At 71.7% G+C, this 16912-nt stretch carries 12 protein-coding genes; 6 read left to right on the plus strand and 6 right to left on the minus strand.

Going from position 1 to position 16912, the window contains the following annotated elements:
* Positions 1 to 14 precede the first annotated feature (14 nt).
* Positions 15 to 3470 (minus strand): BTAD domain-containing putative transcriptional regulator, encoded by a 3456-nt coding sequence (locus OG587_RS19915; protein WP_329092431.1) that lies wholly within the window; start codon positions 3468 to 3470, stop codon positions 15 to 17.
* Between the two features lie 150 nt (positions 3471 to 3620).
* On the opposite strand from OG587_RS19915, the gene OG587_RS19920 reads away from it, so the two are divergent.
* The 3 genes from OG587_RS19920 to OG587_RS19930 all read left to right on the plus strand — a co-directional run bounded on the left by OG587_RS19920 (position 3621) and on the right by OG587_RS19930 (position 6625).
* On the plus strand, positions 3621 to 4208 hold the full coding sequence (locus OG587_RS19920; protein WP_329092433.1) for an NADPH-dependent FMN reductase: 588 nt from the start codon (positions 3621 to 3623) through the stop codon (positions 4206 to 4208).
* A gap of 40 nt (positions 4209 to 4248) precedes the next feature.
* Positions 4249 to 4818, plus strand: a complete 570-nt coding sequence (locus OG587_RS19925; protein ID WP_329092435.1) for a dihydrofolate reductase family protein — start codon at positions 4249 to 4251, stop codon at positions 4816 to 4818.
* A 280-nt stretch (positions 4819 to 5098) separates the two neighbouring features.
* A complete protein-coding gene (locus tag OG587_RS19930; RefSeq protein ID WP_329092437.1) occupies positions 5099 to 6625 on the plus strand; it encodes a serine/threonine-protein kinase in 1527 nt (508 codons plus the stop codon).
* A gap of 111 nt (positions 6626 to 6736) precedes the next feature.
* Here the strand turns inward: OG587_RS19930 and OG587_RS19935 are convergent, their stop codons facing one another.
* Complete coding sequence (locus OG587_RS19935) at positions 6737 to 6907, minus strand: hypothetical protein (RefSeq protein WP_329092439.1); 171 nt, start codon at positions 6905 to 6907, stop codon at positions 6737 to 6739.
* 144 nt (positions 6908 to 7051) lie between these two features.
* On the opposite strand from OG587_RS19935, the gene OG587_RS19940 reads away from it, so the two are divergent.
* Positions 7052 to 7768 (plus strand): maleylpyruvate isomerase family mycothiol-dependent enzyme, encoded by a 717-nt coding sequence (locus OG587_RS19940; RefSeq protein WP_329092441.1) that lies wholly within the window; start codon positions 7052 to 7054, stop codon positions 7766 to 7768.
* A 210-nt stretch (positions 7769 to 7978) separates the two neighbouring features.
* On the opposite strand, the gene OG587_RS19945 is transcribed toward OG587_RS19940, so the two are convergent.
* The 4 genes from OG587_RS19945 to chvE form a co-directional block, all read right to left on the minus strand.
* Positions 7979 to 9046, minus strand: coding sequence for a TerC family protein (locus OG587_RS19945; RefSeq protein ID WP_329092443.1), 1068 nt, complete (start codon positions 9044 to 9046; stop codon positions 7979 to 7981).
* Positions 9047 to 9229: 183 nt separating this feature from the next.
* A complete protein-coding gene (mmsB, locus tag OG587_RS19950; RefSeq protein ID WP_329092445.1) occupies positions 9230 to 10513 on the minus strand; it encodes a multiple monosaccharide ABC transporter permease in 1284 nt (427 codons plus the stop codon).
* Between the two features lie 25 nt (positions 10514 to 10538).
* Positions 10539 to 12068, minus strand: coding sequence for a multiple monosaccharide ABC transporter ATP-binding protein (gene mmsA, locus OG587_RS19955; protein WP_329092448.1), 1530 nt, complete (start codon positions 12066 to 12068; stop codon positions 10539 to 10541).
* A 100-nt stretch (positions 12069 to 12168) separates the two neighbouring features.
* Entirely contained in the window at positions 12169 to 13305 is a 1137-nt protein-coding gene (chvE, locus tag OG587_RS19960; RefSeq protein ID WP_329092450.1) for a multiple monosaccharide ABC transporter substrate-binding protein, read from the minus strand.
* Positions 13306 to 13919: 614 nt separating this feature from the next.
* Between chvE and OG587_RS19965 the strand changes: the two genes are divergently transcribed.
* Both OG587_RS19965 and araB read left to right on the plus strand, forming a co-directional pair.
* A complete protein-coding gene (locus tag OG587_RS19965; RefSeq protein WP_329093921.1) occupies positions 13920 to 14909 on the plus strand; it encodes a LacI family DNA-binding transcriptional regulator in 990 nt (329 codons plus the stop codon).
* 279 nt (positions 14910 to 15188) lie between these two features.
* Positions 15189 to 16892, plus strand: a complete 1704-nt coding sequence (gene araB / locus OG587_RS19970) for a ribulokinase (protein ID WP_329092452.1) — start codon at positions 15189 to 15191, stop codon at positions 16890 to 16892.
* Positions 16893 to 16912: the final 20 nt, after the last annotated feature.

A 16912-nucleotide genomic window follows, 5' to 3' on the forward strand; every position in this document is an offset into this window, starting at 1 on the left:
GGCCTCCTAATCCATCACGGAGTTGATTTACTTGCCTGGGCGGGCACGCCCCCGTCCCCGGCCACCGCCGGCCCGGCGGGGACGCGGATCCGGTCCGGTGAGGACGCGGCGGTGTCCGGTATGACGGCCAGGGATCTGATCTGCTCGGCGGTGAGCGAGGCGCCGCGTCCGGATTCGGTGGCGAAGCGCTCCTCGCCCAGCGCGTCGCGGATCCGCGCGGTGATCCGGTCGATGTCGCCGCTCTCCAGCGGGGTCAGGGGCATGGAGCCCGACGCGAGGGCCGCGGCGCCCGCGCCCAGGAGCCGGGCGGCGCGGTCGTGGTGTCCGGCGACGGCCAGGGCCCCGGCCAGACCGTACACGGAGACCGTCATCGCCCGGGCCCCGTCGAACCTGGCCACGAGATCGAGGGCCGAGAGGTGCAGGGTGAGGGCCGTCGCCGCGTCGCCGCGCAGCTCGGCGACGAAGCCGAGCTCGGTCACGACCATCGGGAGGTACGGCGGCGGCTCCCCGGCGTCGGGCGGGGTACCGTCCAGCACGTCGCGCAGGTGGGTCTCCGCGACGTCGAGGCGGCCGTCCCTGCGCGCGGCGAAGGCCAGTCCCATCCGGGCGAAGGTCTGCCCGGGCCGGTGGCCCTGCTCCACGGCGAGCCGCAGCGATCTCTCGCTCGACTCCGCCGCCCGCGCGTAGTCGCCGCGCTGCAGCGCGATCCAGCCCAGCCAGCCCAGCCGCCCGGCGAACTCCGTCCACAGCCCGAGCTCCTCGGCCAGGCGCATGCCGTCGCGCTGCAGCCGTTCGGCCCGGTCGAGGTCACCGGTCATCTCGGCCAGCGCGCCGAGCCAGCCGCCGGACTCCAGCTGTCCCCAGCGCTCCCCGAGCTCGCCGAAGATCCGCGCGCTGCGCTCGCCGTCGCGTCCGAGTCCGTCCAGGTCACCGCGTACGTGCGCGAGCTTGGCCCGGAGGGCGAGGGTCGCGGCCGTCCCCCATCGGTCGCCGAGCGCCTCGAAGGCGGGTAGCGCCCGGTCCAGCAGGTCCCCGGCGGCGGACAGGTCGCCGAGGTCGACCCCCGCGTAGGCGAGGATCCACCACGCCCTGGCCCGCCCGCCGGGATCGCCCGCGTCCTCGTACGCCTCCAGGGCGGTCCGGCGGAGCTCCTCCCGGTCGGCGACGGCGACGTCACCGCGGAGGAACACGATCACGGCCTTCCAGGTGAGGGCCCTGGCCCGGAGCGCGGCGAACGGTACGCCTCCGGAACCGTCGGCGATGTCCGGTTCGCGGTCCAGGAGGGTGTCCGGCGCGTGGTCTCGGACGGTGCCGGATTCGTCGCCCCCGGGGACGGCGCCCGGGGGTCCGCCGGGGACGGCGAGTGCCGCCGCCAGGGACCGGTGGGCCTCGGTCAGCCGGCCGCGCAGGAACCAGTACCAGGCCATCGCGCCGACGAGGCGCAGCGCGCCGCCCGCGTCGCCGTCCCTGACGGCCGCGTTCAGCGCGGCGCGGAGGTTCGCGGCGTCGGAGTCGAGGCGCCGCAGCCAGCGTCGCTGGTCCGCCTCGTAGAGGCGCGGCTCGGCCCGCTCGGCTAGGCCGGTGTAGTGGCGCAGGTGCCGCCGCCGCACCCGCTCGTACTCCCCGGAGTGCTGGAGGCGCTCGACGCAGTACGCCGCCACCGACTCCAGCAACCGGTATCTCGGCCCGTCGGCACCGTCCACCATGACCACCAGCGACCGGTTCACCAGCCGTGCCACCAGGTCGAGCACGTCCGCGGCCGGAAGGTCGTCCTCCGCGCAGACGGCCTCGGCGGCCTCCATCGTGCAGCCGTCGGCGTGCACGGCGAGGCGGCGCAGGACGGCGCGCTCGGCGTCGGTCAGCAGGTCCCAGCTCCAGTCGATCATCGCCGTCAGGGTCTGCTGGCGCGGGGGGACACCCCGGTGCCCGGTGGACAGCAGCCTGAACCGGTCGTCGAGGCGGGCGACGAGACCGTGCACCCCGAGGACGGGGACCCTCGTCGCGGCCAGCTCCAGCGCCAGCGGGATGCCGTCCAGCCTGCGGCACAGCGTCGCGACCGCCGGGGCGGTGTCCGCGTCGAGGGCGAACCCCCGGGCCCCCTGGGTCACTGCGGACGCGCGTGCCACGAACAGCCGTACGGAAGCCGTCCGCTCCAGGGCGGGGATGTCGTCGACGGCCCGGCCGGGCACCTCCAGCGGCGGGACGCTCCAGACCACCTCGCCGGGCAGGGCGATCGGCTCCTGGCCGGTCGCGAGGATCCGCAGCCCCGGGGCGGCGCGCAGCAGCGCTCCGGCCAGCTCGGCGACCGGCTCGACGACGTGCTCGCAGTTGTCCAGCACCAGCAGCAGCCGCCGGGGGCGCAGCGCCTCGGTGAGCCGGTCGGCGGCGGTCACCGGCGCGGCACCCGCGATGTCCTGGACGTCCAGCACCGTCATGATCATCTCAGCCAGCCGGTGGACCGCGTCCTCGTCGCCGGGACGGTCGAGCGCGGCCAGCTCGACCAGCCACACCCCGTCACGCACGATGCCGGGGGGAGCCGAGCCGGTCAGCTGTCTGGCGGTCTCGACCGCCAGACGGGTCTTGCCCACGCCGCCGGGACCGGTGAGCGTCACCAGCCGTTCCGCCTCCAGCAGGGCGCGGATCCCGGCGACGGCCTCCTCCCTGCCGACCAGGTCGGTGAGGGGCGCGGGGAGGTTGGTGCCGGGCCTGTCCGGGAGAGGGCCGGGCGCGGCCAGTGCCGGGTCCTGGGCGAGGACGGCCCGGTGCAGGGCGACCAGGTCGGAGCCCGGATCCAGGCCCAGCTCGCCGGCGAGCAGGACGCGCAGTTCCTCGTAGCTGTCCAGTGCCTCGCTCTGCCGCCCGGACCGGTACAGGGCGCGCATGTGCGCGGCGCGCAGCCGCTCCCTGAGGGGGTGCGCGGCGAGCAGGTCGCCGAGTTCTCCCGCGAGCCGGACGTGTTCGCCCAGCTCCAGCCGTACCTCCGCGCGGTCCTCCTGCGCGGTGAGCCACCGCTCCTCCAGCCGCGCGATCGCGGGGCGCGCGAACGGCTCGTCGCCGAAGTCGGCGAACGCGGGACCGCGCCACGACGCCAGCGCGTCGGCCAGCAGCGCGGCCCTGGCCGATGGGTCCCCGGCCAGGGCCGCCTCGTCGAGCAGGCGCAGGAAACCGGCCACGTCGGTGTCGGCCCTCATCACGTAGCCCGCGGGGTGGCGGGCGACCAGATCCCGGCAGCCGGGCTCGGCGTCCTCCAGCACCCTGCGCAGCTGCGAGACCTTGGCGGCCAGGGCGCCGGCCGGGTTGCCGGGCGGATCGTCGCCCCACAGGTCGTCGATGAGCCGGTCGGCGGGCACCGGGCGTCCCTCGTGGACGAGGAGGTCGGCCAGCAGGGTGCGGACCTTCAGCCCGGGGATCGCCACCGGTTCGCCGGAGGTCGTCCACACGGCCAGCGGCCCAAGCACCCCGAAACGCATGAAGGCCACCATAGTCCCGCGCACCTACCGTCCCACCACGGATTTTCGCGCTCCCCGGTCCGGCCGTAAAACGGCGGGAGCTTTTCCGTAAAAGGGGTGCGACATGCTGAGGACACGTCGAACCGAGCGGAACACGAGGGAGGTACGGAGATGCCGGAAGACGACCGGCTGCGGCTGGCGGTCATCATCGGGAGCACCCGCGACGGCCGGTTCGGGCCCACCGTGGCGGGCTGGTTCACCGCTCGGGCCCGCAGGCGCGGCGATCTGGACATCGACCTGATCGACCTGGCCGAGACCGGCCTGCCGCAGACCCTCAGCGACCAGGACGAGCCCGCTCCCGCCGAGGTGGCCGCCCTGGCGCCGAGGCTGGCGGCCGCCGACGCCTTCGTCGTGGTCACCCCCGAGTACAACCGGAGCTTTCCGGCCCCGCTGAAGACCGCCATCGACTGGTACCACGAGGAGTGGCAGGCCAAGCCCGTCGCCTTCGTCGCCTACGGCAGGGACTCCGGTGGCCTGCACGCGGTCGAACAGCTCCGACAGGTCTTCACCGAACTGCACGCCGTGGCCATCCGCGACGCCGTCACCCTTCCCCGCTACTGGGAACTCTTCGCCGCCGACGGCACCTGGCCCAAGGCCACCGCGGAGTGCAACACCGCGGTGCGGACCACGCTCGACCGGCTGGCCTGGTGGGCCCGCGCCCTGCGCGACGCCCGAGCCAGGAGCCCGTACGTCACCTGAACACCTTTTCTCGTCCAACATGAACGACACGGAGAAAACCATGCGGAAGATCATCACCATGACCCAGACCACCCTCGACGGCTTCATCGACAACCCGCATCTGTGGTCCATGCCGTACACGAACGAGGAGTCGATGGCGTACGCCATGGACCTCGCGCTCGGCAGCGACGCCCTGCTGCTGGGACGGGTCACCTACGTGGGCATGTCCCAGGCCTGGCCCGGCATGAGCAACCCCTACGCCGACCACGTGAACAGCATCCAGAAGTACGTGGTCTCCTCGACCCTGGAGAAGGCCGAGTGGGAGCCCTCGACCATCATCCACGGCGACGACCTCGTCGCCACGGTGACCGAGCTGAAGAAGCAGCCCGGCGGGAACATCATGATCTGGGGCTGTGGTCAGCTCACCGACACACTCATGGAGCACGGCCTGCTCGACGAGTACCGGCTCCTGGTCTCCCCCGTCATCGTCGGCCAGGGGCAGCGGCTGTTCCGGGGGGAGAACGTCACGGCGACCCTGGAACTCGTGGACAGCACGACGTTCGACACCGGCCTCCTCGCCCTCACCTACCGCCCGGTGAACGCGGCCGGAGAGCAGGCGACCGCCGGCTGAGCCGTACGGCCGGAGTCCCGGAGGCGCACGCCGCTTCCGGGACTCGGTGTTTCCGGCACGCTCCCGGACCGCCAGGTCGCCGTTCACCGGATGACGCGGAGAACCCGCCGCCGGGATCGCCCGCGGCTCAATGAGACCCGACAGGACGCGAAACCCCAGCTCAGAGATGATTTAAGGCGTATATCCGCAGGTCGGAACCTCCCCTCATATAGTTGTGTGCCAATTGTCGGGCTCAGAATCGATGGCGGGGATCGTGGGCGTTTGGGAAGGGACAGCGGCCGTGCTCGCCGGTCGGTACCGGCTGGACGAGCTGATCGGCCGTGGCGGCACGGGCGAGGTCTGGCGCGGGTACGATCTGCGGCCGGGCTGGGCGGTGGCGGTCAAGATCCTGTCAGCGGAGGTGGCCGACGCCGCGACGCGTGAGAGGTTCGCCCGGGAGGCCAGGACCGCCGCGCGCGTCGTCCATCCCAACGTGGTGACGGTGCTCGACATGGGCGAGCACGAGGATCGGCCGTACCTGGTGATGGAGTTGCTGACCGGCCGGGACCTCGCCGCGGAGCTGGCCGAACGGGGGCCGCTGAGCGTGTCCGAGACGTGCCACCTGGTCAGGCAGGCCGCGCTCGGGCTGGACGCCGCGCACCGGGCCGGGGTCGTGCACCGCGACGTCAAGCCCGCGAACCTGCACCTGGGCGCGGGGGGTGCGCTCAAGGTCGTCGACTTCGGTACCGCCAGGGTCGCGACCGAGGCCGCGATGCGGCTGACCTCGGTGGGAAGCGTCATCGGCACGGCCGCCTACCTGTCTCCCGAGCAGATCCTCGGCGAGCCGGGAAACACGGCCTCCGACCTGTACGCGCTCGGCTGCGTCTGCTACGAGCTGCTGTGCGGGCGGCCCCCGTTCGTCGGCGCGGCCACGGAGGTGATCTCCCAGCACGTCCGCGACCGGCCGGACCCGCCCAGGCGGTACCGGCCCGATGTCCCGGTGGAGCTGGAAAGACTGGTCCTCGCCCTGCTGGAGAAGGATCCCGCCGCGCGGCCGACCGGGGGAGAGGTGGTCCGCCAGGTCACCGTGACGGCCCGCCACGCGTCGCCCGCCCGCGACACCGCGCCGCCGGCACCCACGTCCACGTACGACACCGTGCCGCCGCCGACGGCCACGCCGGGACCGGTACCGGCGCCCTTGTCCGCTGTCCTCTCCGGCGCCCTCTCCGCGCTCGTGCGGGGGCGATCACCCGGGCGGTCCGCCGCGATCGCGCTGGGCACGGTGGCCGTACTGGTGGCGACGGCTCTCTGGGCGCTGGCACCGTCGGACCCGGCCGGGCAGGTCACCGCGGCGGTGTCGTCCTCGATCGCGGCGGTGCCGTCCGAGACGCGGTCTCCGGAGCGGCCCGCGTCGCCGTCACCCACACCGGCCGTCTCGGGGAGCGCGTCCGCGGCGCCGTCCCCGATACCGATCCGGTCGCCACCGGCGGCGACCGGATGGCATACGCTGCTGCCGGTCTTCCACCGGGCGGTCACCGGCCAGGAGCGCCAGGGGAAGATCGACCCCAAGGTGGCCCGCCAGATCCGCAAGAGGGTCTCCGAAGTGGCCCAGGCCCTTCAGCGGGGCGAGAACGAGAAGGCGCGCGACGAACTGCGCCGGCTGAGCCGGGACCTGTCCGAGGCGCGGCGCAGGGGCAGGCTCGCCTCCGACGGGCCGCTCATCGACTTCCTGCGCGACTCCGGGTTCGTCTTCCCGCCGGACGACCGGGACGAGGGGCCCCGTCGTCGTCACTCCAGGGGAGACGACGACGGGGATGACGACGACTAGTTCCATGCCGGAGGGACGGTCCGTCGCGGACGGCGGCGTGGTCGCGCCGGAGCCCTGTCCGGACAACGAGCTCGGCGGGCAGGAAGGACGACCGGACGCCGCGCGGGGCCCTCACCTCAACTGGTCCCGCAGGGCGGCCGGCGGACCGTCCCAGTCGCGGGCGAGCGCGGCGAGGAACTGCTGTGCCACCTTGTGCTCTCCGGCGTCCGGCAGTTGCGCGAACCCGCTCTCGACCATGGTCAGCGTGGTGCCGGTGCCGGTGGACTCCAGCGTGAACTCCACGTAGGTGCGTCGCGGGTCGCCGCCGGGAAGGCCGTAGACCGGCCAGGTGTAGCCGCGTGCGGCGGTGACGGCCCCCGCGCACCGCAGGGCCGGGCAGGCGGCTCGACCAGGGGACGTTCGCCGTTCTCCGGGTACGGCTGAGGCATGACCAACGAATCGAAGGACCCTCTGGTGGGGCTCGACCCGTTCGACGTCTTCGACGCCGAGGCGGAACGCCTCGACCGCCACTTCTCGGGACTCGACGCGAAGGGCTGGGACCGCCCCTCGCGGGCGGCCGGCTGGTCGGTGCGGGACGTGCTCGGGCACCTGGCGGGGGAGGAGTTGTACAACCACGCCTGCCTGGACGACGACCTCGACGGTTTCACCGCGATGCTCCGGCGCGAGGGCGTGGGAGGCGGTTTCGACGGTTTCAACGAGTGGTGCGTGGAGGGGCGTCGTGGCCTTCCGGTCGAGGAGGTGTTCCAGGAGTGGCGGCGCGAGAACGGGGACACGCGCGAGCGGATGCGCGCGCTCGGCTACGAGGCCCCGCTGCCGACCTTCGCCGGGCCGTACCCGGTGGGGCTGCAGACCTTCCACTACGCCTCCGAGTACGCCACCCACGCCGACGACGTCGGCGCGCCCGTCGCGGAGGAGGAGGCCGGGGAGCGGGCCCGGTGGCGGGCGCGGGTGGGCGTGTTCGTGCTCGCCGAGCAGGACTCGAAGGCCCGGGTGGAGCTGACCGGCGACGAGGTCCGGGTGCGTGTGGACGGGATGAGTGAGCGGCTGCCGGTCCCGGTGTTCGTGGAGGCGACGGTCGGCCGCCTGCCGGACGACCATCCTCTCGACCGCGGGCTGAAGGCCGCCCTGCGCTGCCTGGCCTGAGCGGCGGCCCGCACACTCGCGTCTTCCCGCCACCGACCCGCTCGCGCGGTGCTCCGCCGGGGATCCGTCCGGCGCGGCGCCGGTTCGCCGGGCGTCCGCCTCCGAGGAGATCCGTCCGCCGGGTACTACCTGGCGGGACCTTCGTTCGCCGGGCATCCGTCCACGGGGAATCCGCCGGCGAGACCTCCGCCCGCGGGGGGATCCGGCTTCTCAGCCGTCGGTGGAGCCCCGACGGCCGGAACGGCCCCCCTGTCCCCGGCCCTCGCTCCCGTCCTGGTCTTGCTTCTTGTCCTTGCGGCGCATCCGGTGCAGGGTGCCCGCGTGCGCGCGCTCCTCCGGGTGCGCGCGCACCCTCCGCAGGCTGGCGATGACGGTGACCAGCAGCACCAGGAAGATCACCCCGAGGGAGACCGGGGTCGGGACCTCGGGGAAGGACTTCGAGACGTCCTCGTGCAGGAACGACAGGATGAGCTTGAGGCCGATGAAGCCGAGGATGACCGCGAGGCCGATCGACAGGTAGACCAGGCGTTCGAGCAGGCCCTCGATCAGGAAGTACAGGGCGCGCAGCCCCAGCAGCGCGAAGGCGTTGGCGGCGAAGACGATGAGCGGGTGCCGGGTGACTCCGAAGACGGCGGGAATGGAGTCGAGGGCGAACAGCAGGTCGGTGCTCCCGATGGCGAGGAAGACCACGAACAGCGGCGTGACCACCCGCCTGCCGTCCTCGCGGGCGACGAGCCTGCCGCCGTGCATGTCGTCGCTGACCGGCAGCACCTTGCCCGCGCGGCGGATCAGGGGGTTGTTCTCGACGTCGGGGTCCTGGTTCCTGTGCCGGACGAGCTGGACCGCCGTCCAGATCAGGAGCAGGCCGAAGATCAGGAACGTGAAGGAGAAGAGGGCGATGGCCGCCGCGCCGACCGCGATGAGGACGGCGCGCAGCACCAGGGCGGTGGCGATGCCGAAGAGCAGCACCTTCTGCTGGTGCTCCTCGGGCACCGAGAACCGCGCCATGATGATGACGAAGACGAAGAGGTTGTCGACGGAGAGGCTCTTCTCCACCATCCACCCGGCGAAATACTCCGTCGCGAGCCCCGACCCGGCCAGCCACCACAGGACCAGGCCGAAGGCCATGGCCACGCCGATGTAGAAGACCGTCCAGGCGGTGGCCTCGCGCATGCCCACGGTGTGCGGCCGGCGCGCCGCCACCACGAAGTCGAGGGTGAGCAGCGCCACCACCAGCGCGATGACCGCGATCCACATGCCCACCGAGTCGATCGCCATCCGTGTCCCCTCTTCCCGGCCGAGATCACTCGCTTTACCCCGGGCGGGGACCCCCACACCCCGTGGCCACCGGCCGGTCCGCCCCCGCCCGCCGGGGTGTCCGGCGGGCGGAGGAGACACGAGGGGAACGGGACGGGGCCGCGGGCGAGGGAGAGCGGCGGCCGGGCCCGGGGCCCGGCCGGGTCAGCGGGCCGTGCCCGCGCGGCGCTTGGTCCACACGTCGAGGGCGACGGCGGCGAGCAGGACCAGGCCCTTGAAGAGCATCACCCGCTCGCTGGGCGCGCCGATCAGGGACATGCCGTTGTTGATCACGGCCATGATGAGGCCGCCGGTGAGCGCGCCGACGACCTTGCCCACGCCGCCCTGGACGGCGGCGCCGCCGATGAACGCGGCCGCGATGGCGTCCAGTTCGAAGCCGTTGCCCGCCGTAGGGCCCGCCTGGTTCAGCCGCCCGGCGAAGATGATCCCGGCGAGCGCGGCGAGCACCCCCATGTTGACGAAGATCCAGAACGTGACGGACTTGACCTTGATGCCCGACAGGCTCGCCGCGTTCAGGTTGCCGCCGATGGCGTAGATGTGGCGGCCGAAGACGGCGCGGTTGGTCAGGAGCGTGTAGCCCAGGACGAGGAGGGCGAGCAGCACCAGCACCCAGGGCAGGTTCTTGAACCTGGCCAGCTGCACGATGACGACCATCACCACCGCCGAGGCGGCACCGATTTTCAGGAGGAACAGGGGCAGCGCGTCGACCTTCTGCCGGTAGCCCAGCCGCGCCTGGCGGGCCCGCCACTGCGTACCGGCGATCCCGGCCACCGCGGCTAGGCCGACGAGCAGCGTGAGCAGGTCGGCGCCGTCGAGCGGGCCGAGGGGGATGTTGCCGAGGAGGCCCGGCACGAAGCCGTTGGCGAGGGTCCGCACCTCGTCGGGGAAGGGGCCGATGCCCTGGTTGCCGAGCACGGTCAGGGTGAGTGCCCTGAAGATCAGCATTCCGGCCAGGGTCACGATGAACGCCGGGATGCCGAAGTAGGCGATCCAGTAACCCTGCCAGGCCCCGATCAGCGCGCCGACGACCAGCGTGACGAGGATCGCCAGCGGCCACGCCACATCCATGTCGACCATCAGCACGGCCGCGACGGCGCCGGTGAGCCCCACCACCGAGCCCACCGAGAGGTCGATGTGCCCGGCGATGATGATCAGGATCATGCCGATCGCCAGGATCAGGACGTAGGAGTTCTGCACCATGATGTTTGAGATGTTCTGCGGGCTGAGCAGCTCACCGTCGGTCAGGACGGAGAACAGCACGATGATCAGCGCGAAGGCGATGTAGATGCCGCTCTGCCGCAGGTTCACGGAGAAACGGCCGCCGGGTGTCTTCGCGGGCACCGCCAGGAGGTCGCCGCCCGGTGGCGGTGCTCCGGTGTCTCCCGCGGGTTCGGCTTTCTCACGTGCCGGGACCTGGCCGCTGCTCATCGGGCTCCCTACTCCTTTTCCTTGGTCATGAACTTTCCCTGGTCATGAGCTGCATGAGCCGCTCCGGGGTGGCCTCCGCCCGGGAGACCTCACCGGTGATGCGCCCGGCCGACATGGCGTAGAGGCGGTCGCAGACGCCGAGCAGCTCGGGAAGCTCCGAGGAGATGACCAGGATGGCCTTGCCCTGGTCGGCGAGCCGGTTGATGATCGAGTAGATCTCGTACTTGGCACCCACGTCGATGCCCCGGGTGGGCTCGTCGAGGATGAGCACGTCCGCGTCGGTGAAGATCCATTTCGACAGCACCACCTTCTGCTGGTTGCCGCCGCTGAGCTTCCCGGTGACCGACAGCACGCTGGGAGCCTTGATGTTCATGCTCTCGCGGAAGCCGTCGGCGACCTGGTACTCCTTGTTGTCGTCGACCCAGCCGCGCCTCGCCAGCTTCCCCAGCGCCGCGGCGGAGACGTTCCGCTTGATGTCCTCGATCAGGTTGAGCCCGTACCGCTTGCGGTCCTCGGTGGCGTACGCGAGCCCGTGGCCGATCGCCTCGCCGACCGTGCGGAGCTGGATCTCCCGCCCGTCCTTGTAGACGCGGCCGGAGATGCCGACCCCGTAGCTGCGGCCGAACACGCTCATCGCCAGCTCGGTGCGCCCGGCGCCCATCAGCCCGGCCAGGCCGACGATCTCGCCGCGGCGCAGCGTCAGGTTCGCGCCGGAGACGACGACGCGGCCGTGCCGGCTGGGGCTGTGCACCGTCCAGTCCTCGATCCGCAGCGCCTCCTCTCCGATCCTCGGCTCGCGCGGCGGGAAGCGGTGTTCGAGGTCGCGGCCGACCATGCCCGAGATGATGCGGTCCTCGGTGACCCGGTCGTTCCTCATGTCCAGGGTCTCGATCGTCCGGCCGTCGCGCAGGATCGTGGTCGAGTCGGCGATGGCCCGGATCTCGTTCAGCTTGTGCGAGATGATCACCGAGGTGATGCCCTCCTCGCGCAGCCCGCGCAGCAGGTCGAGCAGGTGCGCCGAGTCCTCGTCGTTGAGCGACGCGGTCGGCTCGTCGAGGATGAGCAGCCTGACCCGCTTGGACAGCGCCTTCGCGATCTCCACCAGCTGCTGCTTGCCCACCCCGATGTCCATCGAGAGCGTCACCGGGTTCTCCCGCAGCCCGACCCGCTCCAGCAGCTCGGCGGCCTCGGCGTTCGTCCGGTTCCAGTCGATCAGGCCGCGGCTGGTCCGCTCGTTGCCGAGGAAGATGTTCTCGGCGATCGACAGGTGGGGGCTGAGCGCCAGCTCCTGGTGAATGATCACGATGCCGCGCTTCTCGCTGTCCCTGATGTCGGAGAAGCGGCACGGCTCGCCGTCGAAGACGATCTCGCCGTCGTACGAGCCGTGCGGGTACACGCCGGACAGGACCTTCATCAGTGTCGACTTGCCGGCGCCGTTCTCCCCGCAGATCGCGTGTATCTCGCCTCTCCGCACCACCAGGTTGACGTCCTGCAGGGCCTTGACGCCTGGGAACGCCTTGGTGATCCCGCGCATCCGAAGTATGTCGTCGGTCATGCCGTCCGCCTCCGCACTGCCTTCCCGCTCCGCGGGCACCCGGCCGGCGAGGGATGGGGACGTCGCCGGCCGGGTGCCGTCCTTCATGGCACCGGTACCGTTATTTGAGCTGGTCCTCGGTGTAGTAGCCGGAGTCGACGAGGACCTTCCTGTAGTTGTCCTTGTAGACGATCACGGGGTCGAGCAGGTTCGACGGGACGACCTTGTTGCCGTTGTCGTAGTCCTCGGTGTTGTTCACCTCGGGCTTGCCGCCCTTGAGCACGGCGTCGGCCATCTCGACGGTGATGGCGGCCAGCTGGCGGGTGTCCTTGTAGATCGTCGCGTACTGCTCGCCCGCGATGATCGACTTCACCGAGGCGACCTCGCCGTCCTGGCCGGTCACGACCGGGTACGGCTGGTCGGCGGTGCCGTAGCCGCTGCTCTTCAACGCCGACAGGATGCCGATGGACAGGCCGTCGTACGGGGAGAGCACGCCCTGGACCTCGGTGCCGCCGGAGTATGACTTGGTGATCAGGTCCTCCATGCGCTTCTGCGCGGTGGCCGGGTCCCAGCGCAGGATCGCGACGGTCTTGAAGTCGGTCTGGCCGCTCTTGACGACCAGGGTGCCCTTGTCGATGTACGGCTTCAGGGTGTCCATCGCGCCGTTGTAGAAGAAGGTGGCGTTGTTGTCGTCCGGGGAGCCGGCGAAGATCTCGATGTTGAACGGGCCCTTGGCGTCGCCGTCGGAGCCGTCCTCCTTCTTCAGCTTCAGGCCGACCAGCAGCGAGGTCGCCTGCTGCACGCCCACCTTGTAGTTGTCGAAGGTGGCGTAGTAGTCGACGTTCGGCGAGTTGCGGATGAGCCGGTCGTAGGCGATCACCGGGATCTTCTTGTCGGCCGCCTGCTGGAGCTGCGTGGTGATGGCGGTGCCGTCGATCGAGGCGATGATCAGCAGCCTGGCGCCCCTGGTGATCTGGTTCTCGATCTGGTTGACCTGCGTGGGGATGTCGTTCTCCGCGTACTGCAGGTCGACCTTGTAGCCCAGCTTCTCCAGAGCGCTCTTGACGTTGTCGCCGTCGTGGATCCAGCGTTCGGAGGACTTGGTGGGCATGGTGACGCCGACGAGGGTGTCGGCGGGCGCCGCGGAGGCCGCCCCCGACGCGCCCTGGTCGACGGTCTTGACGCTGGAGCCACAGGCCGTCACTCCCATGGCGAGAGCCAGGCTCACCGAGAAGGCGGCCAGCTTCGCGAACTTCATCGAATACCTCCAGTGTGGGGACCCGGGGTCCCGGTCCGGGGGCGGGCCGGGAGAGGGGCGGGACGCGGTGTGTCCCGGGAGTGGCGGGTGCCGTGGCGGCGCGTCCCGGCCTCCGGCGTACCGCCGCCGGGGCGCGTCCTGTCCGGGGCGCGCCCACGGCGACACCGGAACGGGCCGGGTCCCGGCGCGCTCCGGCGTCGGTGATCGTGGTTGTGAACGTGTCCGTGAGCGTCTTCGCGGACGTCGTCGTGAGCGTCTTTGCGAGCATCTTTGTGAGCGCTCACATCGGCGGCGTCAGGCCGCCTGGTGATCCGTTCGGCTGTGTGACGAGCTATCAAATGCCCGGGTCGGCCGACTGTCAACCCCCGGACGGTCAGGAGTTCTCGCATCATGGAGACCTTCTCGCAGGAGATGTGAGCGCTAACAACGGGGTATGCGCCAGTTAAGGGCGTCATGACGGCAACGTCAAGTAGGTGTTAACGGATGATCTACGAGTAATCAGAATGTAATGTCTGAGGTGCTTGACGTAGGGTGTTGTTAGCGCTCACAGTCTGTCCCAAGCCATCAGAAGGAGCCGACCAGTGAGCCCGAGCCTCGAACGCCGTCCGCCGGTGATGGCGGACGTCGCCACGAGGGCCGGGGTGTCGCACCAGACGGTCTCGCGCGTACTCAACGACCACCCCAACGTCCGCGCCGAGACCCGCGACCGGGTGCTGGCGGCGATCCACGAGCTCGGCTACCGGCGCAACATGGTCGCCCGCGCCCTGGTCACGAGGCACACGCGCACCCTCGGCGTGGTCAGCTTCGACACGACCCTGTACGGACCCGCGAGCACGGTCTACGGCATCGAGCAGGCGGCCAGGGCGGCGGGTTACTTCGTCAGCATGGTCAGCCTCAAGACCATCGACACCGCGGGCGTGCGCGACGCGCTCGGCTACCTGGCCGAGCAGGCCGTCGACGGCATCGTGGTGGTCGCGCCGCAGCGCTCGGCCGCCCCCGCGCTGGCCGGCGTGCCCACCGACATCCCCGTCGTGGCCGTCGAGGGCAGCCACGCGGGCGACGTGTCGGTGGTCAGCGTCGACCAGGTCGAAGGCGCCCGCCTGGCCACCCGGCACCTGCTCGACCTCGGCCACGAGACCGTGTGGCACATCGCCGGCCCGTCGGACTGGCTGGAGGCCGACGGGCGCGTCGACGGCTGGCGTGAGGTGCTGACCGCCGCGGGCCGCCCGATCCCCGAGTCGCTGTCCGGCGACTGGAGCCCGCGCTCCGGCTACGAGGCCGGGCTGCGCCTGGCCGCGACGTCGGGCGTCACCGCGGTGTTCGTCGCCAACGACCAGATGGCGCTCGGGGCGCTGCGGGCCTTCGCCGAGCTGGGCGTGCGGGTGCCCGAGCAGATCAGCATCGTGGGGTTCGACGACATCCCCGAGTCGGAGTTCTTCACCCCGCCGCTCACCACGATCAGGCAGGATTTCGGGGCGGTGGGGAAGTACAGCATCGAGATCCTGCTCAGGCAGATGGAGGCAGGAGCGGAATGGTCCCAAGAGCGACATGTCGTCCCGCCGCGGTTCGTGCCGAGGGCCAGCACCGCGCCGTTCCGCGCCTAGGCTCGCGTACCGTTCCCTGCGCGGGCCCGAGCACGGTTCCGGGCCCGCACGTCGTCCCGCGTCCGGCCGCCGTTCCGCGCCTAGGCTCGCGTACCGTTCCCTGCGCGGGCCCGAGCACGGTTCCGGGCCCGCACGTCGTCCCGCGACCGGCCGCCGTCCCGCGTCCGCTTCCCCGGCGTCCCGTCCCGCCCCGCCGAGGCTGAACCCCGCGGACCCGGCGTGGTCGCGCCGGAGTCCCCCGTGGTCGAGGTCCCGCCGTCCCGATGTCCTGGAGAGAATGTGAACGCTAACAACAATAGTTACGTGGTCGGTGTCGACTTCGGTACGCTGTCGGGCCGCGCCGTGGTGGTCCGGGTGGGCGACGGCGCCGAGATGGGCACCGCCGTGCACGAGTACGCCCACCGGGTGATCGAGGACCGGCTGCCGGACACCGCCGTGCGCCTGGGCCCGGACTGGGCGCTGCAGTCGCCGGAGGACTGGCGCGAGGTGCTGCGCCAGGCGGTGCCCAAGGCGGTGGCGGCGGCCGGGATCCCCCCGTCGCGGATCATCGGCCTGGGGACCGACTTCACCGCCTGCACCGTGCTGCCCGCCACCGCCGACGGCACCCCGCTGTGCGAGGTCGACGGGTTCGCCTCCCGCCCGCACGCGTGGCCGAAACTGTGGAAGCACCACTCGGCGCAGCCGTACGCCGACCGGATCAACGCCGTCGCCGCCCGCAGGAAAGAGGCGTGGCTGCCCCGCTACGGCGGGAAGATCTCCTCGGAGTGGGCGTTCGCCAAGGGCCTCCAGGTGCTGGAGGAGGACCCGGAGGTCTACGGCCGCGCGGAACGCTGGATCGAGGCCGCCGACTGGATCGTCTGGCAGCTCACCGGCGTGGAGACGCGCAACGTGTGCACCGCCGGGTACAAGGCCATCCTCCAGGACGGCGGCTACCCCTCCGCGGAGTTCCTCGCCGAGCTCAACCCCGCCTTCGCCGGTTTCACCGCGAAGCTCGGCGGGGAGCCGTCCCCGCTGGGCGGCCTCGCCGGACGGCTGGACGCCCGCGCCGCCGCCTGGACGAAGCTGCCGGAGGGCATCGCGGTCTCGGTCGGCAACGTCGACGCCCACGTCACGGCCGCCGCCGCCGACGCCGTGCGGCCCGGCCAGATGGTCGCCATCATGGGCACCTCCACCTGCCACGTCATGTCCTCCGAGGCCCTGGCCGAGGTGCCCGGCATGTGCGGGGTGGTGCGCGACGGCATCGTGCCCGGCCTGTGGGGGTACGAGGCGGGCCAGTCCGGGGTCGGCGACATCTTCGGGTGGTTCGTCGAGACCTCGGTGCCCGGCTCCTACGAGCGCGAGGCGGAACGGCGCGGGCTCACCGTGCACGAACTCCTCACCGAACTGGCCGCCGCGCAGCGGGTCGGGCAGCACGGCCTGGTGGCGCTCGACTGGCACAACGGCAACCGCTCGGTGCTGGTCGACCACGACCTCTCCGCCGTGGTCGTCGGCCAGACGCTCGCGACGAGACCCGAGGACACCTACCGGGCGCTGATCGAGGCCACCGCGTTCGGCGCCCGCACGATCGTGGAGACCTTCGAGAGCTCCGGGGTGCCCGTGACCGAGTTCGTCGCCGCCGGTGGCCTGATCAGGAACCGCTTCCTGATGCAGGTCTACGCCGACGTGCTGCGCCGCCCGATCTCGGTGATCGGCTCCGAGCAGGGGTGCGCCCTGGGCTCGGCCGTCCACGCCGCGGTCGCCGCCGGGGCCTACCCCGACATCACCTCGGCCTCGGCCGCGATGGGCGGGCGCGCCGAGGCCGCCTACGTTCCCGACGCCGGGCGCGCGGACACCTACGACCGGCTGTACGCCGAGTACCGCCGTTTGCACGACCACTTCGCGGGCGGGGAGACGCTGCACGGCCTGCGGGCCCTGCGCAACGAGGCGAGCACACCGGCCGGCGAGGACGGGAAGAGCACGTCGACGAACGAGGAGGACGCGTGACCGGGCGCGAGGAAGATCCG

It is taken from the genome of Streptosporangium sp. NBC_01469, assembly GCF_036227305.1.
Classification (GTDB): domain Bacteria; phylum Actinomycetota; class Actinomycetes; order Streptosporangiales; family Streptosporangiaceae; genus Streptosporangium.